The 25583-nt window shown below is 46.7% G+C and carries 19 protein-coding genes; 8 read left to right on the forward strand and 11 right to left on the reverse strand.

The window, feature by feature from the left end:
- The first annotated feature begins 1 nt into the window (after position 1).
- A complete protein-coding gene (bglX, locus tag ITJ87_RS09645) occupies positions 2–2254 on the forward strand; it encodes a beta-glucosidase BglX (RefSeq protein ID WP_117600730.1) in 2253 nt (750 codons plus the stop codon).
- 119 nt (positions 2255–2373) lie between these two features.
- On the opposite strand, the gene eno is transcribed toward bglX, so the two are convergent.
- Together eno and crcB are read right to left on the reverse strand one after the other, a co-directional pair.
- Positions 2374–3663, reverse strand: coding sequence for a phosphopyruvate hydratase (eno, locus tag ITJ87_RS09650; RefSeq protein WP_117600731.1), 1290 nt, complete (start codon positions 3661–3663; stop codon positions 2374–2376).
- Between the two features lie 288 nt (positions 3664–3951).
- On the reverse strand, positions 3952–4329 hold the full coding sequence (gene crcB / locus ITJ87_RS09655; RefSeq protein ID WP_117600732.1) for a fluoride efflux transporter CrcB: 378 nt from the start codon (positions 4327–4329) through the stop codon (positions 3952–3954).
- Between the two features lie 340 nt (positions 4330–4669).
- Between crcB and ITJ87_RS09660 the strand changes: the two genes are divergently transcribed.
- Entirely contained in the window at positions 4670–6832 is a 2163-nt protein-coding gene (locus ITJ87_RS09660; protein WP_196096218.1) for a glycoside hydrolase family 97 protein, read from the forward strand.
- A 205-nt stretch (positions 6833–7037) separates the two neighbouring features.
- Positions 7038–7979 carry an EFR1 family ferrodoxin gene (locus ITJ87_RS09665; RefSeq protein WP_022402055.1) on the forward strand — a complete coding sequence of 314 codons (942 nt, stop codon included), beginning with the start codon at positions 7038–7040 and terminating at the stop codon, positions 7977–7979.
- A 3-nt stretch (positions 7980–7982) separates the two neighbouring features.
- Here ITJ87_RS09665 and ITJ87_RS09670 read toward each other — a convergent pair whose 3' ends face one another.
- Positions 7983–8789 carry a helix-turn-helix domain-containing protein gene (locus ITJ87_RS09670; RefSeq protein ID WP_117965509.1) on the reverse strand — a complete coding sequence of 269 codons (807 nt, stop codon included), beginning with the start codon at positions 8787–8789 and terminating at the stop codon, positions 7983–7985.
- A 171-nt stretch (positions 8790–8960) separates the two neighbouring features.
- Between ITJ87_RS09670 and ITJ87_RS09675 the strand changes: the two genes are divergently transcribed.
- From ITJ87_RS09675 to gcvT, 3 genes are all read left to right on the forward strand, one after another.
- The gene (locus ITJ87_RS09675; RefSeq protein ID WP_005826808.1) at positions 8961–10373 is read left to right on the forward strand and encodes an amidophosphoribosyltransferase; all 1413 of its coding nucleotides are present in this window, start codon (positions 8961–8963) and stop codon (positions 10371–10373) included.
- Positions 10374–10569: 196 nt separating this feature from the next.
- Positions 10570–11793 carry a peptidase T gene (gene pepT / locus ITJ87_RS09680; protein WP_005826807.1) on the forward strand — a complete coding sequence of 408 codons (1224 nt, stop codon included), beginning with the start codon at positions 10570–10572 and terminating at the stop codon, positions 11791–11793.
- Between the two features lie 31 nt (positions 11794–11824).
- Positions 11825–12910 (forward strand): glycine cleavage system aminomethyltransferase GcvT, encoded by a 1086-nt coding sequence (gcvT, locus tag ITJ87_RS09685; RefSeq protein ID WP_195690923.1) that lies wholly within the window; start codon positions 11825–11827, stop codon positions 12908–12910.
- A 93-nt stretch (positions 12911–13003) separates the two neighbouring features.
- Here gcvT and ITJ87_RS09690 read toward each other — a convergent pair whose 3' ends face one another.
- On the reverse strand, positions 13004–14527 hold the full coding sequence (locus ITJ87_RS09690; protein ID WP_117965507.1) for a M48 family metallopeptidase: 1524 nt from the start codon (positions 14525–14527) through the stop codon (positions 13004–13006).
- 178 nt (positions 14528–14705) lie between these two features.
- A complete protein-coding gene (locus ITJ87_RS09695) occupies positions 14706–14957 on the reverse strand; it encodes a type B 50S ribosomal protein L31 (RefSeq protein WP_005835945.1) in 252 nt (83 codons plus the stop codon).
- Between the two features lie 188 nt (positions 14958–15145).
- Here ITJ87_RS09695 and ITJ87_RS09700 point away from each other — a divergent pair, with 188 nt between their 5' ends.
- Complete coding sequence (locus ITJ87_RS09700; protein WP_005835947.1) at positions 15146–16153, forward strand: endonuclease; 1008 nt, start codon at positions 15146–15148, stop codon at positions 16151–16153.
- Between the two features lie 282 nt (positions 16154–16435).
- Complete coding sequence (locus ITJ87_RS09705) at positions 16436–17446, forward strand: class II fructose-bisphosphate aldolase (protein ID WP_005826798.1); 1011 nt, start codon at positions 16436–16438, stop codon at positions 17444–17446.
- A 467-nt stretch (positions 17447–17913) separates the two neighbouring features.
- On the opposite strand, the gene ITJ87_RS09710 is transcribed toward ITJ87_RS09705, so the two are convergent.
- The 6 genes from ITJ87_RS09710 to ITJ87_RS09735 form a co-directional block, all read right to left on the reverse strand.
- Positions 17914–19764, reverse strand: coding sequence for a glycoside hydrolase family 13 protein (locus ITJ87_RS09710; RefSeq protein WP_117965505.1), 1851 nt, complete (start codon positions 19762–19764; stop codon positions 17914–17916).
- 110 nt (positions 19765–19874) lie between these two features.
- Positions 19875–21227 (reverse strand): lipopolysaccharide assembly protein LapB, encoded by a 1353-nt coding sequence (locus tag ITJ87_RS09715; protein WP_016273361.1) that lies wholly within the window; start codon positions 21225–21227, stop codon positions 19875–19877.
- A 169-nt stretch (positions 21228–21396) separates the two neighbouring features.
- Complete coding sequence (locus tag ITJ87_RS09720) at positions 21397–22557, reverse strand: sodium ion-translocating decarboxylase subunit beta (RefSeq protein WP_005826789.1); 1161 nt, start codon at positions 22555–22557, stop codon at positions 21397–21399.
- A gap of 1 nt (position 22558) precedes the next feature.
- Positions 22559–22993, reverse strand: a complete 435-nt coding sequence (locus ITJ87_RS09725; protein ID WP_117965503.1) for a biotin/lipoyl-containing protein — start codon at positions 22991–22993, stop codon at positions 22559–22561.
- 23 nt (positions 22994–23016) lie between these two features.
- Positions 23017–23949 (reverse strand): OadG family transporter subunit, encoded by a 933-nt coding sequence (locus tag ITJ87_RS09730; RefSeq protein ID WP_008663742.1) that lies wholly within the window; start codon positions 23947–23949, stop codon positions 23017–23019.
- Positions 23950–23980: 31 nt separating this feature from the next.
- Positions 23981–25534 carry an acyl-CoA carboxylase subunit beta gene (locus ITJ87_RS09735; RefSeq protein ID WP_117965501.1) on the reverse strand — a complete coding sequence of 518 codons (1554 nt, stop codon included), beginning with the start codon at positions 25532–25534 and terminating at the stop codon, positions 23981–23983.
- Between the last annotated feature and the right edge of the window lie 49 nt (positions 25535–25583).

The raw sequence follows: 25583 nt of genomic DNA on the forward strand, positions 1-25583 counted from the left end.
GATGAAAACAATGAAAATGCTCTCTGCTTGTTTATTGCTGCTTCCTTTTATATCTTGTACTCAAGTGCAGGATACAAAAAATGACGCAGTCATCGAGCAGAAAATAGAAGCGCTGTTGTCCCGTATGACATTGGAAGAAAAAATTGGGCAGATGAACCAGATTTCTTCTTATGGTAACATAGAGGATATGAGCGGATTGATAAAGAAAGGTGAAGTCGGGTCTATCCTGAATGAAGTAGATCCGGTGCGTGTCAATGCCTTGCAGCGTGTGGCAATGGAGGAGTCCCGCTTGGGCATCCCCTTGCTGATGGCGCGTGATGTGATCCATGGTTTCAAGACCATATTTCCTATTCCCTTGGGACAAGCGGCATCTTTCAACCCGCAGGTGGCTAAGGATGGTGCACGGGTAGCGGCTGTGGAGGCTTCTGCCGTGGGTATCCGCTGGACATTTGCACCGATGATAGATGTGGCTCGCGATCCCCGTTGGGGGCGTATGGCCGAAGGATGTGGCGAAGATACTTATTTGACTTCAGTGATGGGTGTTGCTATGGTCGAAGGTTTCCAGGGAGATTCGCTGAACAGTCCGACTTCCATAGCCGCATGTCCTAAACATTTTGTAGGTTATGGTGCTGCCGAGGGCGGGCGTGATTATAATTCCACTTTCATTCCGGAGCGTCGTTTGAGGGATGTATACCTTCCTCCTTTTGAAGCTGTAGCCAAGGCAGGAGCAGCTACTTTCATGACTTCGTTCAATGACAATGATGGAGCACCGTCTACCGGAAACACTTTTATTTTGAAAGATGTGCTTCGTGGTGAATGGGGATTTGATGGAATAGTAGTGTCAGACTGGGCTTCGGTAGCCGAAATGATGGCACATGGCTTTGCTGCCGATTTTAAAGAGGCAGCAATGAAGGCGGTGAATGCCGGTGTGGATATGGAGATGGTCAGCTATACGTTTGTCAAGGAACTGCCGGAGTTGATAAAAGAAGGAAAAGTCAAGGAATCTGCTATAGATGATGCAGTGCGGAATATTCTGCGCGTCAAGTACCGTTTAGGATTGTTTGATAACCCTTATGTAGATGAGAAACGTATAGAGGAACTTTATGCTCCTTCTCATCTGGAGGCTGCCAAGAAAGCTGCTGTGGAATCGGCCATCTTGCTGAAGAACGAAAAGGAGACATTGCCTCTGCAATCTTCGGTAAAGACGGTTGCTGTGGTAGGTCCGATGGCAAATGCACCTTATGACCAATTGGGTACCTGGATATTTGATGGTGACAAGACAAAAACCGTGACACCGTTGAAGGCTATCAAGGAACTGGTGGGGGACAAAGTGCAGGTGATATACGAGCCCGGTCTGACTTATAGCCGTGACAAGAATATGGCAGGTGTTGCCAAAGCCGCTGCTGCCGCTGCACGTGCTGATGTTATTTTGGCGTTTGTAGGCGAAGAGGCTATTCTTTCAGGAGAGGCGCATTGTCTGGCCGACTTGAACCTGCAAGGTGCGCAAAGCGAACTGATTGCCGCTTTGGCGAAAACAGGAAAACCGGTGGTTACTGTCGTAATGGCAGGGCGTCCGTTGACCATAGGAAAGGAAGTCGAACTCTCGTCTGCTGTACTTTATTCGTTCCATCCCGGAACTATGGGAGGACCGGCATTGGCCGACTTGTTGTGGGGCAAGGCTGTGCCAAGTGGCAAGACTCCGGTGACGTTCCCGAAGATGGTAGGACAAATACCGGTTTATTATGCTCATAACAGTTCCGGACGTCCGGCTACGCGGAATGAGGTTTTGCTGAATGACATTCCGTTGGAAGCGGGGCAGACTTCGTTGGGATGTACCTCTTTCTATATGGATGCTGGTTTCGATCCGCTGTATCCTTTTGGCTACGGTCTGTCGTATACGACGTTCAAATATGATAATGTGAAACTCTCGTCAGCCAATCTGAAGAAGGAAGATGTGCTGACTGTGACTTTCGACCTTGAGAATACCGGAAAGTATGAAGGTACTGAGGTAGCCCAGCTTTACGTGCAGGACAAGTTCGCTTCGGTGACCCGTCCGGTGAGGGAGCTGAAACGCTTTGCTCGCATCACATTGAAGCCGGGCGAGAAGAAAAATGTATCGTTTGAACTTCCGATAAGTGAACTTGCTTTCTGGAATATAGATATGGTGAAGACGGTGGAAGTCGGAGACTTTGCTCTTTGGGTGGCACCGGATAGCCAAAGTGGAGAAGCAGTTTTCTTTAAGGTAGTAGATTGATTGTTGATTTAAGGTTAAAAAGAGAAGGGGCGGACTGTGACGGTTCGCCCCTTCTTACATTTAATAAATGCTTTTTTCTTTATAAGCTCTGTCTTCCGGTAAAGAAAGACACCGGCAAATCACTCATCACCTATCACTTTCTTATATCCATACACCGCATTGCTTCCCAGCTCTTCTTCGATACGAAGAAGTTGGTTGTATTTTGCCATACGGTCTGAACGGCTCAGTGAACCGGTCTTGATTTGTCCACTGTTGGTAGCTACGGCTATGTCTGCGATAGTCGAATCTTCCGTTTCACCGGAACGATGGGAAGTTACGGTAGTATATCCGTGGCGGTGTGCCATTTCGATGGCGTTCAGTGTTTCGGTCAACGAACCTATCTGGTTTACTTTAATCAATATGGAGTTGGCGCAACCTTTTTCGATACCCATTGCAAGGAAGTCCACATTGGTGACGAACAAATCGTCTCCTACCAACTGGCAACGGTTACCGATACGGTCGGTCAGTTTTTTCCAGCCGTCCCAGTCGTTTTCGCTCATGCCGTCTTCGATAGAGTCGATGGGATACTTGTTGATTAACTCTTCCAGATAGTCAATCTGTTCGTCGGCTGTACGCTTCTTTCCTTTTTCGCCTTCGAATTTAGTATAATCGTAGATGCCGTCATGGTAGAACTCGGAAGAAGCGCAGTCCATGGCAATCATTACATCTTTGCCCGGTTCGTATCCGGCAGCCTTGATGGCGGCAATGATGGAGTTCAAGGCATCTTCTGTACCCTCCAGATTAGGAGCAAAACCTCCTTCATCGCCTACTGCTGTGCTGAGGCCACGGTCTTTCAGGACTTTCTTCAGTGCATGGAACACTTCGGCACCCATACGCAGACCTTCGCGGAAGGAAGTAGCACCTACGGGGCGTATCATGAATTCCTGGAAAGCAATGGGAGCGTCACTGTGCGAACCGCCGTTGATGATGTTCATCATCGGTACGGGCATCACATAGGTATTTGTACCACCGATATATCGGTAGAGTGGGATGTCGAGGTAAGCGGCGGCAGCCTTGGCCACGGCAAGAGATACGCCGAGGATGGCATTGGCACCCAGATTGGCTTTCGTTTTGGTTCCGTCCAGTGCAAGCATGGCATGGTCGATACCCATCTGGTCGAGGGCGGACATACCGATGAGCTTGGGAGCAATGATATTATTGATATTGTTCACGGCTTTCAGGACACCTTTGCCTCCGTAACGTTTTTTGTCACCGTCACGCAGTTCCAATGCTTCGTGTTCTCCCGTGGATGCTCCTGACGGGACAGATGCACGGCCTATGAAGCCGGATTCCAAGGTTACGTCTACTTCTACAGTTGGGTTACCTCTTGAATCGAGGATTTCACGTCCGATAATCTTCTCTATTTTCATATTCAGTCAATTTTAATTATAAACTATCTTACTAACAATTGAAAATAGGGAATTGTTTTTCGTTTTTAATCCTTTATTGTAATGCTGAGAAGTGTAGTCAGGTCCATGGTTTGGGAAGTATTGGCGATGGTTCCCCGTATGTCAAGTAGATTAAGGCGTATACCTCTTATGTGAGAGTCGCTTAGGTCGATACCTCTTAGGGGGCTTTTGTCCCTCTAAGGTAGGAGGAATGATGCGTACGGGAGGCATGACAAAAGGTTTACTGGGTTTCATAGGGGGTGTTTGGAGTTATATACAGCGTCCGAAGGTACCGCCGGCGAAAGCAGCAAGGACTCCTAATGTGATACTTAACAAGGTATATAAGGCAAACATTCCGTAGAATCCTTGCTTTATCAGAATCAGTCCGTCATTGCTGAAAGTGGAGAAGGTGGTGAATCCTCCGCACAGACCTGTAGTCAGCAACAGCCGTATTTCGGTAGAAAGGTTGAAACGGGCAGATAAGGTATAAAATAGCCCGATGAGGAAACTTCCGAGGATATTGACTGTGAACGTAGCCCATGGGAAAGAGTAGGGGACGATGCGCTCGTGGAGCATCATCTGTACGCAGTAGCGCAGTACGCTGCCGGTACCGCCGCCAAGGAATATAGCTATCAGTATTTTGTCCATAGGATGTATAGGTATGGTTTTTGATTGCAAAGGTAATCACTTTTTGTATGCCAGGCTATATGGTAAAGTCTGTCTTTTGTATCTATGGCACCGAAATTTGTTGTTCGCGTTCTATATCTTGCATCTTGAAATATGGGTGGGCTGGAGGCAACCCGGAAAATTCAGGAGTTCAATGGTGTTATTTCGGTTGTAGCGCTTACGGCTAATGTTTTTGTTCAAGGGAAACTGGCTTTCATGCAAACGTTTGCCGACAAATCATCATAATTTTAATTTAATTGCGTCAGAGCGTATTTCTTTCCTGCTTATATTTGCATTTGGAACATAATTTTATAAATATAGCATGAGAAACATGAAAGCAATCTGTACAAAATTAGCCTGCTTCCTGCTCGTTTTGTTGGTGAGCGGCGTAGCAATGGCAGAGAGTATTACCTCTCCCAACGGACAACTTCAATTGAATTTTTCGGTAAATGCGCAAGGCGAACCCGTTTACGAACTTTCTTACAAAGGAAAGCCGGTGATTAACCCTTCTAAATTAGGACTCGAACTGAAGAACGACCCCGGTCTGATGAATGGCTTTACGCTGGCGGATGCAAAGACTTCCACTTTCGACGAGACTTGGGAACCGGTATGGGGGGAAGTAAAGCAAATCCGTAACCACTACAATGAGCTGGCTGTGACGCTCAACCAAAAGGCGCAGGATAGGAACATCATTATCCGCTTCCGTTTGTTCGACGATGGTATGGGCTTCCGCTATGAATTCCCTTTGCAGAAGAATCTGAACTATTTCGTGATTAAGGAGGAGCGTACTCAGTTTGCCATGACTGGCGACCACACAGCCTTCTGGATTCCGGGCGACTACGATACGCAGGAATATGATTACACAGAATCCAAACTTTCTGAAATTCGCGGGTTGATGAAAGGGGCCATTACGCCTAACTCTTCACAAACCCCGTTTTCGCCCACCGGTGTTCAGACTTCTTTGCAGATGAAGACTGCTGATGGCTTGTACATCAACTTGCACGAAGCTGCTTTGGTGGATTACTCTTGCATGCACTTGAACCTGGATGATAAGAATTTTGTTTTTGAATCTTGGCTTACTCCCGATGCAGTAGGCGATAAAGGTTATCTGCAAGCTCCCTGCACGTCACCGTGGCGTACGGTTATCGTAAGCGACGATGCTCGTGACATCCTTGCCTCTAAAATCACGCTGAACTTGAACGAACCTTGTGCTTACGAGGACGTTTCCTGGATTAAGCCCGTGAAATACGTAGGTGTATGGTGGGAAATGATTGCAGGTAAGAGCACCTGGGCATATACAGACGACCTTCCCTCCATCAAACTGGGTGAAGTGGACTACTCCAAAATGAAGCCCAATGGCCGTCACGGTGCCACTAACGAAAATGTAAAAAAGTACATCGACTTCGCAGCCGAGCACGGTCTGGACCAAGTATTGGTAGAAGGCTGGAATGAAGGCTGGGAAGACTGGTTTGGCAAATCCAAGGATTATGTATTCGATTTTGTGACCCCTTATCCCGATTTCGACGTGAAGATGCTGAATGAATATGCCAAGAGCAAAGGCGTGAAGCTGATGATGCATCATGAGACATCCGGTTCGGTGCGCAACTACGAACGTCACATGGACAAGGCCTATCAGTTTATGGTGGATAATGGCTACAATGCCGTGAAGAGCGGATATGTAGGTAATATGATTCCCCGTGGTGAACATCATTATGGGCAATGGCTGAACAACCACTACCTCTATGCCGTGAAGAAGGCAGCCAACTACAAAATTTGTGTAAATGCGCACGAAGCTGTACGCCCTACCGGTTTGTGCCGTACTTATCCTAACTTGATTGGCAACGAATCTGCACGAGGAACTGAATATGAGGCATTCGGCGGTAGCAAACCGTTCCATACCACATTGCTTCCATTCAACCGCTTGATTGGCGGTCCGATGGATTATACACCGGGTATCTTCGATACCAAACTTGACTTTATGGGCGATTTGCCCCACGGACAAGTGCAGACTACACTTGCTAAGCAACTCGCTCTGTATGTAACTTTATACAGCCCGTTGCAGATGGCTGCCGACTTGGTTGAGAACTACGAAAAGCACATGGATGCTTTCCAATTCATCAAGGATGTGGCAGTAGACTGGGACGACAGCAAGTACATTGAAGCAGAACCGGGTGATTACATTACCGTGGCCCGTAAGGCAAAAGGAACCGGCAACTGGTTTGTTGGAGGTATTACAGACGAGAATGCACGTACAGCCAACTTTACGCTCGACTTCCTTGAACCGGGCAAGCAATACGTAGCCACTCTCTATGCCGACGGTAAAGATGCTGATTACAAGGAGAACCCTACTTCTTATCAGATAAAGAAGGGTATCGTAACCAGCAAGACCAAAATGTCCGTGAAGGAAGCGCGTAGCGGTGGTTTTGCATTGAGCTTGATTGAAGCGACTCCGGCTGACAAGAAAGCTGTGAAGAAGTGGAGATAATTTAGGGTAGAAAGAGTTTTTATTAGGCATTAGTGAGGCCCCGCAGAAGTCCAATCTTTGCGGGGCTTTTTTTGTGTTAGGGTAAGCTCATTCTTATACCGTAAAAATAGCATCAAGACCCGAGTTTTTGGTAAGTCCGTTCTTTGGGGAAACCTTTATTTTTGCACTCAGATAACAGATTGCATAATCATTAAAAATCAGAGATATGAATACGGATAAGAAAATCAGTCGTCGGGAGGCTTTAAAGCGTATGGGATTTGCCGTGATGAGCGGTGCTATCGCATCTTCCGGCCTACTCTCGTTGGCATCCTGCGAAACAAAAAGGAGTAAGCGTATCATCTTTTATTTTACCGGAACGGGTAACAGTCTTTACATCGCCCGTCAGTTGGCTGGAGAGAACGCAGAATTGTTGAGTATCCCTCAGATGGTGAAACGGGGGAAGTATGAATTTGAGGCAGATGAAATCGGCATCGTTTATCCCATCTACGGTCATATGCCTCCCTATATGGTACGGCAGTTCATTCAGAAAGCAAAACTGAAGGCAGAATACAAGTTTGCTGTCCTCACCTATGGTGCAAGGAAGTGCGATGCGGTAGAGATTTGGGACCGTATATCCCGTAAAGCCGACAATGCGTTCGACTATATCAACACTATCATCATGGTGGATAACTGGCTACCCAACTTCGACATGAACGAGCAACTCAAGATAGACAAGCACATCCCCGAGAACTTGCAGAAGATAACGGCAGATATCAACAGTCGGCAGCATTGGCACGAACCGGTGACGGAGGAGGAACGGCAACAGCACCAAGGTTTTATGCAGCGGAGTGGACTCGACCCCGAGGTGGGCTTCCTGATGAAAAGCGAGAAGTTCTTTACCGTGACTGATGCTTGTATTGACTGTGGCATCTGCACCTACGTTTGTCCGCGCGGCAATTATGAGCTGACGTCGAGAGGAGTGAAGACGTCCGGTGACTGCGAGTTCTGTTTTGCCTGCATACAGAATTGTCCGCAGAAGGCTATTCAGTTCATAAAGCAGGAAGATGGCTCTTTTCCTGACGGAACGGAGAAGAACCCCAATGCCCGCTATCGTAATGAGCATATTTCGCTAATAGATCTGAAACGGGCAAACAATCAAAAACTATAATCATTAACCTCTGTATTTTGTCGGATTTACACCCAGATGTTGTTGTACGTAACGGCTAAAATAAGCAGGAGAGGAAAAACCGAACATATCGGAAATACGGACGAACGTTAGTGATTTGTCGCGCAGCAAACGCGAGATGTCGAGTGTGGTATAACGGTTTATCCAGTAGTTTGCTGTATAACCGCTTACTTTCTTGGAAACTTCCGAAAGATATTTGGAGGTGACACATAGGCAGTCGGCATAATAGGTCACTTCACGATGCTCGCGGAAAGTTCCGTTCTCCAGCATGTTGAGGAAATGGCTCATGATGGAAGCATTTTGTACAGAGATATTGTCCTCGCCATATAGATGGGAGTGGAAATCGAAGAAGTCGAGTATCAACATCTGTGTGGAGGCGATAAGCATATCGCGATGGAAATGATGGTCTGTATTCCGGAGTCTGTATTCCACTTGTTCAAAATCCCGGAGACATAGCTCTTGCTGTTCGGTAGTCAGGGACATGATAGGATTGAGAAATAGGGAAAGTTGCCCTTTCATGCCGTAGTTGTTCTGTGGTGTACTCAGCACCACAAAGCCCGATGCGATATAGATGACCTTTACGCGAAAATCTTCTGAAGGTTGAATTTTCTCTACCAGTTTTCCTTTGCGGACAATCATCAGGTCGCCGGCACGTAGCTCGCGCTCCTCTCCATTGTACTTCAATCGGCAGATTCCTGACAGACAGAGGGCGTGTGCAAGATAGCCACTGTATGCGTCCGTCCCCAGACCTTGAAGAGTATCGGCTATTATAATATTTGCGGTTTCTCCCATTATACAGTTGTTTGGTTTCGATCACAAAAGTATATGTTTCCAATAATATAACTTCTATTGTGGGCAAGAAATATATTGCCTTTTTTATTCATTTCAAATCTGCCCGAATTTCGCAAATTCTTCATACCTTTGCATCCGTTAATTTTAGAAACCAATAACAAAACAGAACTTATGGGAGGTTTTTTCGGAACAGTCGCCAAGGCAACAAGCTGTGTGGCAGATTTGTTTTACGGCACAGATTATAATTCACATTTAGGGACAAAACGTGGTGGGTTGGCTACATACGATGCAGAAACGGAGCAGTTTACCCGTTCCATTCACAATCTGGAAAGCACTTATTTCCGCACGAAGTTTGAGGATGAACTGGATAAGTTCAAAGGAAATTCCGGAATAGGAATCATCAGTGACACAGACCCTCAACCCCTTATCCTTAACTCCCACCTCGGTCGCTTTGCCATTGTAACGGTAGCCAAAATAGTAAATCTGCAAGAACTGGAAACAAAACTGTTGGCCCAAAACATGCACTTCGCCGAACTCAGTTCGGGCAAAACCAATCAGACGGAACTTATCGCCCTCCTTATTATACAAGGAAAGACATTTGTCGAAGGAATTGAAAATGTGTATAAGCATATCAAAGGTTCCTGCTCCATGCTGTTATTGACGGAAGACGGCATCATTGCCGCTCGCGACCGCTGGGGACGTACTCCGATTGTGATTGGCAAGAAAGACGGAGCGTATGCCGCCACAAGTGAGTCGAGCAGCTTTCCGAATCTTGGTTATGAGATAGACCGTTATTTGGGACCCGGAGAGATTGTTCGCCTGCGTGCCGATGGTGTGGAACAGATGCGCAAGCCTGATGAGGGAATGCAGATTTGTTCCTTCCTATGGGTATATTACGGTTTCCCCACTTCCTGCTACGAAGGTAAGAATGTGGAGGAAGTGCGTTTTGCCTCCGGTTTCAAGATGGCACAGACAGATAAGTCAGAGGTGGATTGTGCCTGCGGTATTCCTGATTCGGGTGTAGGTATGGCGCTTGGGTATGCCGAAGGTAAAGGAGTTCCTTATCATCGTGCCATTTCCAAATATACTCCGACTTGGCCTCGTAGTTTTACTCCCAGCAAGCAGGAATTGCGTTCGCTGGTGGCAAAGATGAAGCTGATTCCCAATCGTGCCATGCTCGAGGGTAAGCGTCTGCTGTTCTGTGATGACTCTATTGTCCGGGGGACCCAGTTGCACGACAATGTGAAGGTGCTGTATGAGTATGGTGCCAAGGAGGTGCATATCCGGATTGCTTGTCCTCCATTGATATATAGCTGCCCGTTTGTAGGATTCACGGCTTCCAAAAGCGACATGGAACTGATTACCCGTCGTGTCATCAAGGAACTGGAGGGTGACGAGAATAAGAATCTCGATAAGTATGCCACTACCGGCTCACCCGAATACGAAAAGATGGTGGACGTTATCCGCGAGCGTTTCGGACTTTCATCCTTGAAGTTCAATACGTTGGAAACTCTGGTTGAGGCTATCGGATTGCCTAAGTGTAAGATATGTACGCATTGTTTTGATGGTAGCAGCCATTTTTGATTGACATTTTGTCCTTAAGAAATAAAAAAGAGGCGTGAATTGCTTGGCAGTTCACGCCCCTTTTTTTATCTTTACAGCACAAAATAGTGGTTAATGATTAGTGATTAATGATTAATGCCATTCGGATAATGCTTTTCGCCAATTACTAATCACTGACCATTAATCACTAACCATTAATCACTAATCATTATTCATCATGACTTTAGTAGAACGTTTTTTAAAGTACGTAAGCTTCGATACTCAGTCCAGTGAAGAGACTGAGATTACTCCGAGTACTCCGGGGCAAATGGTGTTTGCCCGGTATCTGAAAGAAGAATTGGAAACTTTGGGTCTGGAAGAAATCACGTTGGACGAAAATGGTTATCTGTTCGCCACTCTTCCTGCCAATACAGACAAGCCGTTGCCCGTCATCGGCTTTATTGCCCACATGGATACAAGCCCCGATATGAGTGGCAAGAATGTTTCTCCGCGTATCGTGCAGAATTATGACGGTAAGGACATTGTTCTTTGCGCCGAAGAGAATGTGGTTCTTTCTCCTGCCCAGTTCCCCGAACTGCTCGACCATCAAGGGGAAGATTTGATTGTGACCGACGGCAAGACCTTGCTTGGTGCCGATGATAAAGCCGGTATTGCCGAAATTGTATCGGCGGTGGTATATCTGAAGGAGCACCCCGAAATCAAGCACGGTAAAATCCGTATCGGCTTTAATCCGGATGAGGAAATCGGTCTGGGTGCCCATAAGTTCAATGTAGCGCAGTTCGGCTGCGAATGGGCCTATACCATGGATGGCGGAGAAGTGGGTGAACTTGAATTCGAGAACTTCAATGCGGCCTCTGCCAAGATAAGCTTCAAGGGACGGAATGTGCATCCGGGCTATGCCAAGAATAAGATGATTAACTCTATCCGCGTTGCCAACCGTTTCATGTCCATGCTTCCGGCTGACGAGGCTCCGGAGCATACCGAAGGTTACGAAGGTTTCTATCATCTGATAGGTATTACCGGCGAGGTGGAGCAGACAACAGTCTCTTACATTATCCGTGACCACGACCGCACCCGCTTCGAAGAGCGCAAGAAGGAGATGGAACGTCTTGTGGCAAAAATCAATGAAGAATACGGTCCGGGTACCGCTACTCTGGAACTTCGCGACCAATACTATAATATGCGCGAGCAGATTGAACCGGTGATGCATATCATCGACACCGCTTTTGCCGCCATGAAGGCGGTAGGTGTAGAGCCTCGTGTAAAAGCCATTCGCGGAGGTACGGACGGCGCCCAGCTCTCTTTCAAGGGCCTGCCTTGTCCCAATATCTTTGCCGGTGGCTTGAACTTCCACGGCCGCTATGAGTTCGTGCCTATCCAGAACATGGAGAAAGCCATGAACGTCATCGTCAAGATTGCCGAGCTCGTAGCAAGCAAATAGATAATTCATAACTCATAACTCTAATAGTTCCATGAAAACCACTCCGTTTACCGAAAAACACATCTCGCTGGGTGCCAAGATGCACGAGTTTGCGGGATATAATATGCCTATCGAGTATTCCGGCATCATTGACGAGCATCTTACAGTATGTCAGGGTGTCGGTGTATTCGACGTCTCACACATGGGAGAATTTTGGGTGAAAGGTCCCCATGCTTTGGACTTTCTGCAGAAAGTGACTTCCAATAACATAGCTGCCCTCACACCGGGGAAAGTACAGTATACCTGCTTCCCAAATGAAAATGGAGGCATTGTGGACGACCTTCTGGTCTATCATTATGAGCCGGAGAAATACCTGCTTGTCGTGAATGCGTCGAACATTGAGAAAGACTGGAACTGGTGTGTGTCTCATAACACGGAAGGCGCTGAATTGGAAAATGCTTCCGAGCACATGGCACAGCTTGCTGTGCAAGGACCGAAGGCTATTCAGGCTTTGCAGAAGCTGACTTCCATTAATCTTTCCGACCTTCCTTACTATACTTTTACCCACGGTGAGTTTGCCGGAGAAAAGGATGTCATTATCTCCAATACCGGATATACCGGTGCGGGTGGTTTTGAGCTTTACTTCTATCCGGAGGCTGCCATGAAGATTTGGGATGCCGTGTTCGAGGCAGGCGCGGAGTTCGGCATTAAGCCAGTTGGTCTGGGTGCACGTGATACGCTTCGTCTGGAAATGGGCTTCTGTTTGTATGGCAATGATTTGGATGACACCACTTCGCCCATTGAAGCGGGTTTAGGATGGATTACCAAGTTTGTGGAGGGAAAGAACTTCACCAATCGCCCGATGCTGGAAAAACAGAAAGCGGAAGGCACTACCCGTAAGTTGGTGGGATTTGAGATGATAGACCGCGGTATCCCCCGTCATGGTTACGAGCTGTATAGTACAGACGGTATTGCCATCGGTGTGGTTACCTCCGGAACTATGTCGCCTACCCGTAAGATTGGTATCGGAATGGGGTATATCAGACCCGAATACAGCAAGGTCGGTACGGAAATCTGCATTGACATGCGGGGACGTAAGCTGAAAGCTGTGGTTGTGAAGCCGCCGTTCCGCAAATAGTAGTTTGAATAAATGACTGAGAATGAAGAATTTGGCTGCGCAATGATGCCGCATGACAAATTCTTCATTCTTTATTCTTAGTTATTCCTTTCTCTATATTCTGCTTATCCTATCCAGCATTTGGTTTGCCCAACCTATCTCTTTATTGGTCCATTCCTTTTCGGTTCCTTCTATGCCCTGGCCTTCGTAGGCCGAAAGCAAGATGATGTATTCTTTCAGTATATCGGTGGCTTGGGCTTGTTTGTTCATGCGCATCAATAATAGTATTTTTTGTTTATATATGTCCAGATTGGGGCTTGTTCCTGCCATCTCCTGGGCTTTATCAAGCATGGCGAGGCAGCGGTTGTTCACTTCTTCCGTATTAGACAGTGCCATTTCCGCTTTTACCAGGATGATGTAGTCATTGTCCGTGGCTAGTCTGTTGTCAATGTTCTTGCGTATCAGCCGGGCAGTTTCCTTATAGCGCTTGTTGGCGTAGTTCATACTTGCGTTGAAAGAAACGACATCGCTGGTAGTCCGTAGGTAGGGGCGGGCACTCAAGCTATGGGATTCACCGGCCTTTTCTATACGCTTTTGCAGGTCGCCGATGCTGCCGTAGCGAGGAATGTCCTTGTTGCGCTGGTGCAGGTTGTAATACCCTATAATTTTACTGAGGGCCGATGCGATTCCGTCGGGATTATAGCCCTTGAATGCCAGAAGTTGGCGCGCAAGGCGGTCTGAAGAGATTTCCTGGGAAGTTTTGTATTTCATCCCCAACCGGTCCGTTGCCGGAATGCTCAAAAGGGAAGCGATGGCTCCGATATCTGCCACCAGACTGACGGCATAAGCATCTTCATTATCGTCCCAGTAGGCCACATCGAGGGCTGCGCTGGCGGTAGTGGCAAAGACATCTGCCCAGAAAGCCGCACGCTTGGCACGCCGTTCGGCACGGTAAATGTTGTTTACCTGATGGTCGAGGACGAAATGCCCCAGCTCACATGCGATGACGGCAGCCAGTTCGTCTTCGGAATCAAGAGTGCAGAGGAGGCCCGTACTGATAACCATGGAGCCGTTGGGAAGCATGAAGGCATCTGGTTCGGGCGACTGGATGATACGTATGTTCAGGCTCTCTCCACGATTGCTGTCAATGGTGGTGGCATTCAGTTTGGAGAATATTCCTTGTACGTACGAGGTTATGTAGTCGTCCTGATAGGCTATCTCGTTCAGTTTATCGAGATAGTCCAGGCATTCTTCGTCGATTTCCTGGCGCAGTTTGTGCTTGTAACCGCGGTCGTTGAAATATTCGTAAAGATGATTCTTCAGGTATATTTGCTGCCAGAATTCCCGGTCCGTTTCCGGAGCGGATATGGCAATGATACCCATCTCATCCGAAGGAATGGTCTCTTGTATGCCGTTCACTTCGACGGCATAGTAAATGTTGTCGCTGTTTTCACCGGGATTGTTCATTTTGACAACCCGGCGGATAATGACCGGGGTACCGGCGGGAGATTGCTGGTACTCTTTTGTCAATTCTCCTTTGATGGCGATGTTTCCGCTTAAGTCCTTGTGCTTGGGTTTGGCAAATCCTGCCGTTGTGACAAGGATTGTCAGGATGAATAGGGTGGTGAGTCGTTTCATGATTATGGTATGTTTTCGGTTTCGATGATACAAAAATAGGAAAGTGTTTTTCCCCTTTCTTGTTTTTTCCCCTATTCTGTGATAGGAGATTCCCTATTTATCGCTCAGCGGGAGGCAGAAACAAAAAAGGGAACCTTTCAGTGAAAGACTCCCTTTTTTCAGTTTGCTTGAAAACTGATTATTTCTTACGGTTACCGTAGCGGCTCATGAACTTATCAACACGACCGGCGGTGTCAACCAGCTTAGACTTACCTGTGTAGAACGGGTGAGAGGTGCTGGAGATTTCCAGCTTTACCAGCGGATAAGTTTCACCTTCGAATTCGATAGTCTCTTTCGTGTTGCAAGTGGAACGAGACAAGAATACATCACCATTTGACATATCTTTAAATACTACCGGACGGTAATTTTCAGGATGAATACCTTTTTTCATTTTGATATTTTCTTTTAAAAATTTATATTCTGTTACTATTTTGGTAATAAATAGTGTAATGGTCTTCTTTTCAGAGCGCAAAGATAGTGCAAGTTGGAGACTCTACAAAATAAATTCAGATTTATTTTTATTTAGTAGGTTTATCGCATTTTATTTCTGATTTTTGCAGGACTTAATCTTGTGAATTTATGAGGAAACTACTTGTCTTATGCTCTTTCTGGCTGTGCGTGGCAACGCTGGGGGCACAAAATGCGGAACGGAAACTGTATAGTGTTGCGTTCTACAATCTTGAGAACTTATTTGATACGATTCATGATGCAGGTAAGAATGACTATGAGTTCCTGCCTGACGGCAGTTACCAGTGGACGGCAAAGAAGTATGAGTCCAAGCTGCAGAACCTTTCCAAAGTGTTGGGGTCCCTTTCGCGTGATTTAGTGCCGGAAGGTCCGGCATTCATCGGTGTGGCAGAGGCAGAGAACAGCCGGGTGCTGGAAGACCTCGTGAAGCAGCCGGCCATTTCCAATTATGAGTTCGTGCATTATGAAGGACCGGACAGACGGGGTATAGACTGTGCCTTGCTGTACGACCCGAAGCAGTTCAGCGTTACCCACTCGAAGTTGGTGCTTTCTACTCCTTTTGAGGGGGATACGGTGCACTTGACGCGCGGCTTCCTGATTGTGGACGGACAACTGGCGGGAGAGCGTGTCTGCGTGATAGTGAACCACTGGCCCTCCCGTGGGGCGAAGTCACCGGTGCGTGTGCATGCAGCCAGGCAAGTAAAGGCCTTGAAGGACTCTCTGATGCGTAGCGACAAGAAGCTGAAGCTCATCGTGATGGGGGATATGAATGACGACCCGATGGATGAAAGCATGGAGGTGCTGGGTGCACGCAAATATCCGAAGCAGGTGAAGAAAGGCGAATTCTACAATCCCTGGTGGGAGACACTGGAAGACAAGGGAGTGGGGACATTGCTCTATCGGGGCAAGTGGAACTTGTTTGACCAGATTGTCATTTCGAAACCGTTGCTGAAGGCTAAGAAAGGGTTGCGCTATGACCACAATGAAGTTTTCATCCGCGATTATCTGATTCAGCAGGATGGCAAATACAAAGGTTCCCCCTTGCGTACGCATGGAGGCAGGACTTGGCTGAACGGCTACAGTGACCATTTGCCGACCATCATCTATCTGAAAAATTAGTATTACATAATAATGTGTAAACAGATGCCGGAGAGCAAACATGTTCTCCGGCTTTTTTGTTGATAGAAGTATAGATGGCAAAAGTATGGCTGGCAGAGATAAATGCAAAGAGTTTGTAATATAGAGATTACAATAATCTGTTAAATGAAGCCAATAGCTTTAAAATAGAATGGATTTGGTAGGATGAGCCGGATATTTTATTCCTCTCAAGTTCTTTACTTTAAAGGATAATGATTACTTTTGCGTAGAATTTTAATTCACTAACAATAAAATTTAAACAAAATGGTTAATTACAAAGATTTAGGACTGGTAAACACAAGAGAGATGTTTGCTAAGGCTATCAAAGGTGGATATGCTATTCCGGCATTCAACTTCAACAATATGGAACAGATGCAGGCTATCATCAAGGCTGCAGTTGAAACAAAGTCTCCGGTTATTCTTCAGGTATCTAAGGGTGCCCGTCAGTATGCCAACGCTACGCTGTTGCGTTACATGGCTCAGGGTGCTGTTGAGTACGCTAAGGAATTGGGTTGCAAACATCCTGAAATTGTTCTTCACCTCGACCATGGAGATACATTCGAAACTTGCAAGAGCTGTATCGACTCCGGTTTCTCTTCAGTAATGATTGACGGTTCACACCTTCCGTACGAAGAAAACGTTGCACTGACTAAGAAGGTAGTTGATTATGCTCATCAGTTCGACGTAACTGTAGAAGGCGAACTCGGTGTATTGGCCGGTGTAGAAGATGAAGTTTCTGCAGAACACCATACATATACTAATCCTGAAGAAGTTATTGACTTCGCTACCCGTACAGGTTGCGATTCACTGGCTATCTCAATCGGTACTTCTCATGGTGCATACAAGTTCAAACCCGAACAATGCCACGTTGACCCTGCTACCGGTCGTCTGGTTCCTCCTCCTCTGGAATTTGCCGTTCTGGATGCAGTAATGGAGAAACTCCCGGGATTCCCCATCGTTCTTCACGGTTCTTCTTCAGTTCCTCAGGAAGAAGTTGATACTATCAACAAGTATGGTGGCAAATTGGAAGCTGCTATCGGTATCCCCGAAGAGCAGTTGCGTAAGGCTGCCAAGTCTGCAGTTTGCAAAATCAACATCGACTCTGACTCACGTCTGGCTATGACAGCTGCTATCCGCAAGACATTTGCTGAAAAACCGGCAGAATTCGACCCGCGTAAGTATCTGGGCCCGGCTCGTGACAATATGGAAAAACTGTACAAGCATAAAATCATCAACGTGCTTGGTTCAGAGAACAAATTGGCTCAACTGGACTAATCGAAAGATAATCCGAATATAGTGTCAGCCCTTGCAATATTGATGTTGCAAGGGCTGATTTATATATAGGCCGGTGTTGTGGGATGGTTAAGTTCACCGGTTATTTCAGAAGCGGATGTTTCAACGTGTACAACAGTCTGTTTCCTTTAACAAAACAGTCTGTTTCCCTTAACTGAACAGTTTGTTTCAATAAAGAGAACACTTTGTTCCAATATGCAAAAACACTTCGTTCCAATACGTAAGAACACTTTGTTTCTACATATCCGAACACTTTGTTTCTCTATACTGGAACAAGGTGTTCACCGTTATGAACTAACAGATTAGCTATATTTGAGACCGGTGAAAAGCATATCCCCGTGACACCTATTCCATACTAAAAATCCCTTGCAGATGGCTGGCAGGAGAAGTGTCTGCCAGCTATCTGCAAGGGAGATTTGCAAGAATGAGCTCTCTGTGTGGAGTACGCGTTATAATTCTATCACTAATGATTCTCTGGGGCCCATCTTCAGCTCTTCACCGAAGGTGATGGCCTTGCCGCTAAGAATATCTTTTCCCTGCTTGCTGTTTTTCAGGATTTCCTTGTAGAATTTCAAAGGAACGGTGGTCTCTGCATCTGTACCGTTCAGCATCACGAATATCGTCTTGCCTTCGTACTGGCGTGCGTAGGCATAAACACCATTCTGTACCATGAACTGCACCATGCTGCCTTTGGCAATCACATCGTTTCCTTTGCGCCAGTTCAGGAGGGTCTTGTAGAAGTCGTAACACTCGTTCTGTATCTTGGTACGTCCGGCTGGGGTCAGTGCGTTTGTTGCGTCACCGGTCCATCCGCCGGGGAAGTCTTTGCGGACATAGCCGTCGCTCTTGCTCTTCACGCCATTCATCATGATTTCCGTTCCGTAGTAGAGTTGCGGAATGCGGCGGGTGGTAAGCAGCAGGGTAGAGGCTTGCTTCAGCATCGGAAGGTTGTTGCCTTCGCCCAGGAAGCGGTCGGTGTCGTGGTTTTCGATGAATGCCAGTACGGAAGCGGGGTTGGGGTAGAGGAAGTCGTATACGAAGTTATTGTATATGCGGTCCAGTCCCTTGAACCAAGTTTCGGTCTGTTCATTCTTGGCGGTGTTTATCTTGTCAAAGAAGCTGAAGTCCATAACGGTCTTGAGGTTACTGTTCTTGGGGGCTGATAGCTTGGAATCCTTCTGCCACCAGGCGGTGTAGGCGGGTTCGGTAACCCAGGTCTCGCCCACGGTGTTGTAGTTGGGATATTCTTCGTTGAGCTCTTTCATCCAGTTGCTCATGGCATCATAGTCGGCATACGGGTAAGTGTCCATGCGGATGCCGTCGATGTTGGCGAATTCAATCCACCAGAAACTGTTCTGTACCAGGTAGCGGTAAACGTGAGGGTTCTTCTGGTTGAGGTCGGGCATGGAAGGTACGAACCAGCCGTCGTTCATCTGGTCGGCATCGTACTGGGAAGTATAAGGGTCTACGTGCGGGGTCAGTTTGAAGGAAGTCTGCACGAAGTTGTTTTCGTGGTCGGGGTTGTTGAACCAGTCTTTGGAGGGCATGTCCTTAATCCATACATGCTCTACACCGCAGTGGTTGAAAATCATGTCCATTACGATTTTGATGTCGCGTGCATGGGCTTTTTCAATCAGTTGCTTGTATTCTTCGTTGGTACCGAAGCGCGGGTCTACCTTGTAGTAGTCTGTGGTGGCATAGCCGTGATAGGAACCGCCGGTCATGTTGTTTTCCAGTACCGGAGTAAACCAGAGAGCTGTGACGCCGAGGTCGGAGAAGTAGTCGAGGTGCTGTTCAATACCGGCAAGGTCACCGCCGTGGCGGGCGTTGGGATCGTTACGGTCTACCTTGTATTCGGCCATGCCTGCAATCTGGTCATTGTCCGGGTTCCCGTTGGCAAAACGGTCGGGCATCAGCAGGTACAGTGCGTCGGAGGCGTCGAAACCTTTATGTTCGCAACCTTTCTTGTTGCGTGCCTTCAGTTCATATTCCTTTACGAGTTTCTTTTTTCCTTCAGTGAAGGTGAGGTTGAATTTGCCGGGTTTTACATCCTTGTCCAGTTTCAGATAGACCAGGAGGTAGTTGTTGCTTTCCAGCTTGACGGTGCTGCTCAATGAGACGCCGGGATAATTGACGGATACTGCTGCGTTGCCGATGCCTTCGCCATAGACCATCAACTGGAGTTCCGGGTTCTGCATGCCGGTGTACCAAAACGGAGGGTCGATTTTGTTCACATTCATAGCTGCATACGTACTGAGGGAGAGTAAGAGTGTTCCCAAGATTAAGAATACTTTTTTCATGATAGTAACTTTACGGTTAATTTTTGCGCTAATTTAAAACAAATAACGGAGAAAGTTAATCTTTCTCCGTTACTGTACCTTATTATATTATGCAAACGTTTTCATTGGGGCTATTTGATGGGGGTTACGCTGGCGGTATCGACCTTTCCCTTGAAGAAGTCCTCTTTCTTGCGCTTTTCTCTGATGTCCTTCAGCCAGTTTTCGGCGGCATTGTATCGGTTGTCTTCTCCGATGATGGGAACTCCGTCCGCATCTACTTCCTGCACTTTGTCCTTGCTGTTTTTCGGACGGGTTTTCAGGTAGGCCGTTAGGTATCTCTCTGCTTTGGACGCATCTTTCAGATAGTAATAATAGATAAAGGCTGCGTCGTAGAGCAGTTTGTGTTTCTGCCGGTCGTATTTTTCGTATTGCGTCAGAAGGGTATTTGCCTGGTCGGTGTATTGAAATGCCATCTTGTAGCAGTCCGCAAGCCCCACATATAGGCGGGACATGACACTGTCGCTGGGCATGGCGAGGCTTACGGCAGTTTCCAGATAAGTCACTCCATCCTCTTTCCATGATGTCTTGGAGCAGGCGCGTCCCAGATAATAGAGAACGTTGATGTTGGTATTGTCATCTTTGAGAGCTCTTTCCAGCAGGTCGTGTGCAGGGTAGAAGTCTTCGAGGGCATAGTAGCTGATTCCGGCGTAGAAGCAGGTTTGGAAGGAGCTGTCCTTTTCCTGCAACAGTTGTTCATATCTCTCTATTGCTTTGGGGTAATCTTTGTTCAGGCAATAGGCTTGGGCATTGATGCGGTTCACAAGGACGTTGGTGGAGTCTATGGAACGGTATTTCTCCGTTATGTTTATGGCGTCTTCATACTGATGGCCTGCTACATAGATGTTGCCGAGTTTGGCAGCAGACAGGTAATCATTGGGATACCTTTTCTGTATGTCCAGGTAGGCATCTATCACATGCATGATTTCTGTGTTGTCATAGACTTGCCCCATACTTTCGGCTCTAAGGTGTAGTACATAGGTGGAACTGTCCCTTTCTGCCAGCAGGTTGCTTTCCTTTAGAGACTCACGGTATCTCTTCATGTTCATCAGCAGACTGATATACTGGATGCGTGCGTATTTATTGTCCGGGTTTATGTGGAGCGCATTCTGGTAGTAATCCAGCGCCTCGCTATATTTGGCAAGTGATTTACAGCATTCGGCAGCTTCAATGTATGCCCGGGGATTGAGAGAATCCTGAGCTACGACTTCCTGAAATACGCTCAGAGCTTCAAGGTTATTGCCCAGCCCTTTCAGCGCTTTCCCTTTTTGGTAGAGTAGGGGGACGGTCGGGGTTTCTTGATCGATCAGCATCAAGGCTGTTTCATAATCGTAGTTGGCCATCGCCTCTTGAATGGGATTTGTGGTCTGTGCCGCCAGAAGCGAACAGCATGCACTGAAACATAAGGAGATAAAAAGCTTTCGCATACAGTATATCATTTATATGAGGTTAAACTGACTGCAAGTTACTAAAAAGAATGTATTTACGAAATAATCGTAATCTGTTTTAGATAGATTAACGAAAAAGCCCCTCCAAAAATGAAGGGGCTCTAAAATAGTTCAGAATTCAAGCCGGATAACGGAATGAATAAATGTATTACATTAAGAATCCCAGCAGGATACCTGCTGCTACAGCGGAACCGATTACACCGGCAACGTTCGGGCCCATGGCATGCATCAGCAGATAGTTGGTAGGATCGTATTCCAGACCTACTACTTGGGAGATACGTGCAGAGTCGGGTACGGCAGATACACCGGCATTACCGATCAACGGATTAATCTTGTTGCCTTTCTTCAGGAAGAGGTTGAAAATCTTCACGAAGATGACACCGGATGCTGTGGCAATGACAAATGATAAGGCGCCCAGACCGAATATCTTGATTGAATCAAGGGTTAAGAACTCGGATGCTTGCGTAGAAGCACCTACTGTCAAACCAAGCAGAATAGTAATGGTATCAATCAGCGGACCACTGGCTGTGTTTGCCAGACGACGTGTAACTCCACTTTCTTTCAGTAAATTACCGAAGAACAGCATACCCAGCAAAGGCAGACCGGATGGTACAAGGAATGTGGTTAGTAACAAACCGATAATCGGGAACATTACTTTTTCCGTATGTGAAACCACACGGGGAGGTTTCATACGGATAAGACGTTCATTTTTACTGGTCAGCCAACGCATAATAGGCGGCTGTATCACCGGTACTAATGCCATATATGAATAGGCTGATACCGCAATGGCACCCATTAAGTTAGGAGCCAGTTTGGAAGAGAGGAAGATGGCAGTCGGACCATCGGCACCACCAATGATACCGATTGCACCAGCCTGCATCGGGTCAAATCCTATGGCAAGGGCAATCATATAAGCACCGAATATACCGAATTGGGCTGCTGCACCAACCAACATTAATTTGGGGTTCGATATCAAAGCGGAGAAATCCGTCATGGCACCGATCCCCAGGAATATGAGTGGCGGGTACCAACCGGAGGTTACTCCCTGGTACAGAATATTAAGTACGGAACCTTCTTCATAGATACCGACTTTCAATCCAGCCTCCATATTGAAAGGTATATTACCAATCAGCATACCGAAACCGATAGGAATTAATAGCATCGGCTCAAATTCCTTGGCTACAGCCAAGTATATGAAAAACAAACCTACCAGAAGCATTACCACATGTCCTACCGTTGCATTGGCAAAACCGGTATAAGTCCAGAAGTCGGCAAGGTTGTTTCCTAAAAATGTGATAAATTCTCCCATATTATTCAATAATTACGAGGTCAGTACCTTCGAGAACAGAGTCCCCTTTGTTTACATTGATGGCTGTAATCTTACCGTCTTTATCAGCATTGATATTGTTTTCCATCTTCATGGCTTCCAGAATGATGATAACTTGTCCCTTCTTTACTGTATCGCCGACATTTACTTTGATATCGAGGATTACACCGGGAAGCGGAGATTTTACACCTGACTTGCCGGTAGAAGCAGCGGCCGGTTTTACTACCGGAGTAGCAGGAGCAGCAGGAGCGGATGTGGCTGCCGGACGTGCTACCGGTTTAACGACTACCTTCGGTGCTTTTTCCATTTCAACTTTGTAGGGAGTACCGTTCACTTCTACGTGAGCGATGTTGTCTTCAATATCTCCAATGGCAACTTTATATATGTTACCGTTAATTTTATATTTATATTCTTTCATCGTTTTATTTTATTATGGGTGACTTACTTTTTGTGAGGAGTCTCACGCAACGTATAAATCTTTGAACTCCACGGTGAGTAACTGCGTTTTACACGGGTAATGGTAAGTATCGTGTCTTCCACATCGTGTACATCGCTTTGGAATTCGTGCATGGCCATTGAAATGGCAGCAAAAACTTCTCCCGGAGCCTGCCCCAGTTGTTTCTCTTTTGCTTCTTGTTTATCAGTAATACCTTTAGCTTTCATGGCATTGCGTTTGCTGAGGTTAACTGATATTTTACCTATAATCTTGAAGGAGATATAGAGTAATATCAGCCCGCAGAATACAACGCTCATGGCAGAAATAGCCATACCGATACCTACGCTGTCATGCTCTTCGAATTTTTCCATTTTGGCATTGCTGTCGATAGTCTTGTTGTTGGTACTCGGAGTGACATATTTATCTTCGCTTCCACCCTTTACTTCCCATTGGTCGGCTGCATCACTGACACGGGCATAGGATTGGTTGGCTTTTAAAGTACCGGCAGGCACTATGACTTGATCAAGCAATTTCTTGCCGGAATCATACAACCCAATCCAGTTGGCATTTGTGGCATCCAGTTTGAAGTTCGTATGAAATGTACCGCGTCTTGGTTCTCCATCAGCCCAGAAAAGTGCATGCTGACGTGGTTTTATGAGTGTCAGAACGTCACCTTTGGGAATGAAATAACTGGCAGTATCACCCGGCTGGCTGCTGAATTTCAGATAGCAACCTGCAAGGTCGGCGCTGCCGTATGATCTGTTGAATATTTCAATCCATGCGCTGTGCACACCGTAGTCATCCTGATAGTTGCTCTCGTTGTTGACCAGCACTTCATTCAGCAGCAGTTTGTTGTTCGATTTCTGTTCTTTGCAAGAAGAGCAAAAGCCCAACACCAGCATCAATGAAAGGAATATTCCGATTTTTGTTTTATTCATAATCGTTCTTGTTTTAGTGTGAAAAGCTTGATTACAAGGGAATATTACCATGCTTCTTAGCCGGGTTAGTCAATTTTTTGGTTTGCAACTGTTGCAGGGCACGGATGATGCGGAAACGTGTGTTACGCGGTTCGATAACATCATCAATGTAGCCATATTTAGCTGCATTATAAGGATTGGCAAACAACTTGGTGTATTCAGCCTCTTTTTCAGCCAGGAATTGAGCCGGATTTTCCTGCTCTTTGGCTTCGCGGGCATATAATACTTCTACGGCACCTGCACCACCCATTACAGCGATTTCAGCAGTAGGCCAAGCATAATTCATGTCGCCACGCAGCTGCTTACAGCTCATCACGATGTGCGAACCACCGTAGGATTTACGCAGTGTGATGGTAACCTTGGGTACAGTAGCTTCACCGTATGCATACAGCAGTTTGGCACCGTGCAGGATGACGCCGTTGTACTCCTGGCCGGTTCCCGGAAGGAATCCCGGTACGTCTACCAATGATACGATAGGAATATTGAAGGCGTCGCAGAAACGGACGAAGCGTGCGCCCTTGCGGGATGCGTTGCTGTCGAGCACACCTGCCAGATACTTCGGCTGGTTGGCAACGATACCTACGGACTGTCCGTTGAAACGTGCGAAACCGATAATGATATTCTTTGAATAATCTTTTTGGATTTCGAGGAACTCACCATTATCTATGATAGCGCCAATTACCTCGTACATATCGTACGGCTTGTTCGGGTTATCAGGAATGATGTCGTTCAGGGAATCTTCCAGACGGTCGATAGGGTCTGTACAGTCTACATAGGGAGCTTCTTCCAGGTTGTTCTGGGGAATGTAGCTCAACAGTTTGCGGATAAGAGCCAAACCTTCTTCTTCTGTCTGTGCAGTAAAATGAGTAACACCAGATTTGGTGGAGTGAACGCTCGCGCCACCCAGGTTTTCCTGGCTTACGTCTTCTCCGGTTACAGTCTTTACTACCTTCGGACCGGTAAGGAACATGTAGGATGTACCTTCCATCATCAGCGTAAAGTCAGTCAATGCAGGAGAGTAAACGGCACCACCGGCACAAGGACCGAAAATACCGGAAATCTGCGGAATGACACCCGAAGCAAGTATGTTACGTTGGAAGATTTCAGCGTAGCCAGCCAAGGCATTAATACCTTCCTGAATACGTGCACCGCCCGAGTCGTTGATACCGATACACGGAGCACCCATTTTCATGGCTTGGTCCATAATCTTACAGATTTTCAGAGACATGGTTTCGGACAGTGAACCGGCAGAAACTGTGAAGTCCTGTGCGAAGACATAAACCAGACGGCCCTCGATTGTACCGCAACCGGTTACCACACCGTCACCGGGGTAGTGTTTCTTTTCCATGCCGAAGTTCGTGCATCTATGTTCTACGAACATGTCCATTTCTTCGAAACTGCCTTCGTCAAGAAGCATGGCTATACGCTCACGAGCTGTATATTTACCCTTCTCGTGTTGCTTTGCAATCGCTTTTTCACCACCACCGAGACGTGCTGCAGCGCGGCGGTCTATAAGCTCTTTAATCTTTTCAAGTTGATTACTCATGAATTTATATTCTTTAAGTGTTTATACAATTTATGATTTGATGATTTTA

The sequence above is a fragment of the Bacteroides sp. HF-162 genome (assembly GCF_015679285.1).
In the GTDB taxonomy this organism is placed as follows: Bacteria; Bacteroidota; Bacteroidia; order Bacteroidales; family Bacteroidaceae; genus Bacteroides; species Bacteroides uniformis.

Bases quoted from the DNA above. Each gene is read 5' to 3' on its own strand.
- ITJ87_RS09670 (WP_117965509.1), bottom strand. From the start codon at position 8,789: ATGGGAGAAACCGCAAATATTATAATAGCCGATACTCTTCAAGGTCTG.
- ITJ87_RS09675 (WP_005826808.1), top strand. From the start codon at position 8,961: ATGGGAGGTTTTTTCGGAACAGTCGCCAAGGCAACAAGCTGTGTGGCA.
- eno (WP_117600731.1), bottom strand. From the start codon at position 3,663: ATGAAAATAGAGAAGATTATCGGACGTGAAATCCTCGATTCAAGAGGT.
- ITJ87_RS09725 (WP_117965503.1), bottom strand. From the start codon at position 22,993: ATGAAAGAATATAAATATAAAATTAACGGTAACATATATAAAGTTGCC.
- bglX (WP_117600730.1), top strand. From the start codon at position 2: ATGAAAACAATGAAAATGCTCTCTGCTTGTTTATTGCTGCTTCCTTTT.
- pepT (WP_005826807.1), top strand. From the start codon at position 10,570: ATGACTTTAGTAGAACGTTTTTTAAAGTACGTAAGCTTCGATACTCAG.
- ITJ87_RS09700 (WP_005835947.1), top strand. From the start codon at position 15,146: ATGAGGAAACTACTTGTCTTATGCTCTTTCTGGCTGTGCGTGGCAACG.
- ITJ87_RS09715 (WP_016273361.1), bottom strand. From the start codon at position 21,227: ATGCGAAAGCTTTTTATCTCCTTATGTTTCAGTGCATGCTGTTCGCTT.
- ITJ87_RS09660 (WP_196096218.1), top strand. From the start codon at position 4,670: ATGAGAAACATGAAAGCAATCTGTACAAAATTAGCCTGCTTCCTGCTC.
- ITJ87_RS09730 (WP_008663742.1), bottom strand. From the start codon at position 23,949: ATGAATAAAACAAAAATCGGAATATTCCTTTCATTGATGCTGGTGTTG.
- ITJ87_RS09690 (WP_117965507.1), bottom strand. From the start codon at position 14,527: ATGAAACGACTCACCACCCTATTCATCCTGACAATCCTTGTCACAACG.
- gcvT (WP_195690923.1), top strand. From the start codon at position 11,825: ATGAAAACCACTCCGTTTACCGAAAAACACATCTCGCTGGGTGCCAAG.
- ITJ87_RS09695 (WP_005835945.1), bottom strand. From the start codon at position 14,957: ATGAAAAAAGGTATTCATCCTGAAAATTACCGTCCGGTAGTATTTAAA.
- ITJ87_RS09720 (WP_005826789.1), bottom strand. From the start codon at position 22,557: ATGGGAGAATTTATCACATTTTTAGGAAACAACCTTGCCGACTTCTGG.
- ITJ87_RS09665 (WP_022402055.1), top strand. From the start codon at position 7,038: ATGAATACGGATAAGAAAATCAGTCGTCGGGAGGCTTTAAAGCGTATG.
- crcB (WP_117600732.1), bottom strand. From the start codon at position 4,329: ATGGACAAAATACTGATAGCTATATTCCTTGGCGGCGGTACCGGCAGC.
- ITJ87_RS09710 (WP_117965505.1), bottom strand. From the start codon at position 19,764: ATGAAAAAAGTATTCTTAATCTTGGGAACACTCTTACTCTCCCTCAGT.
- ITJ87_RS09705 (WP_005826798.1), top strand. From the start codon at position 16,436: ATGGTTAATTACAAAGATTTAGGACTGGTAAACACAAGAGAGATGTTT.
- ITJ87_RS09735 (WP_117965501.1), bottom strand. From the start codon at position 25,534: ATGAGTAATCAACTTGAAAAGATTAAAGAGCTTATAGACCGCCGCGCT.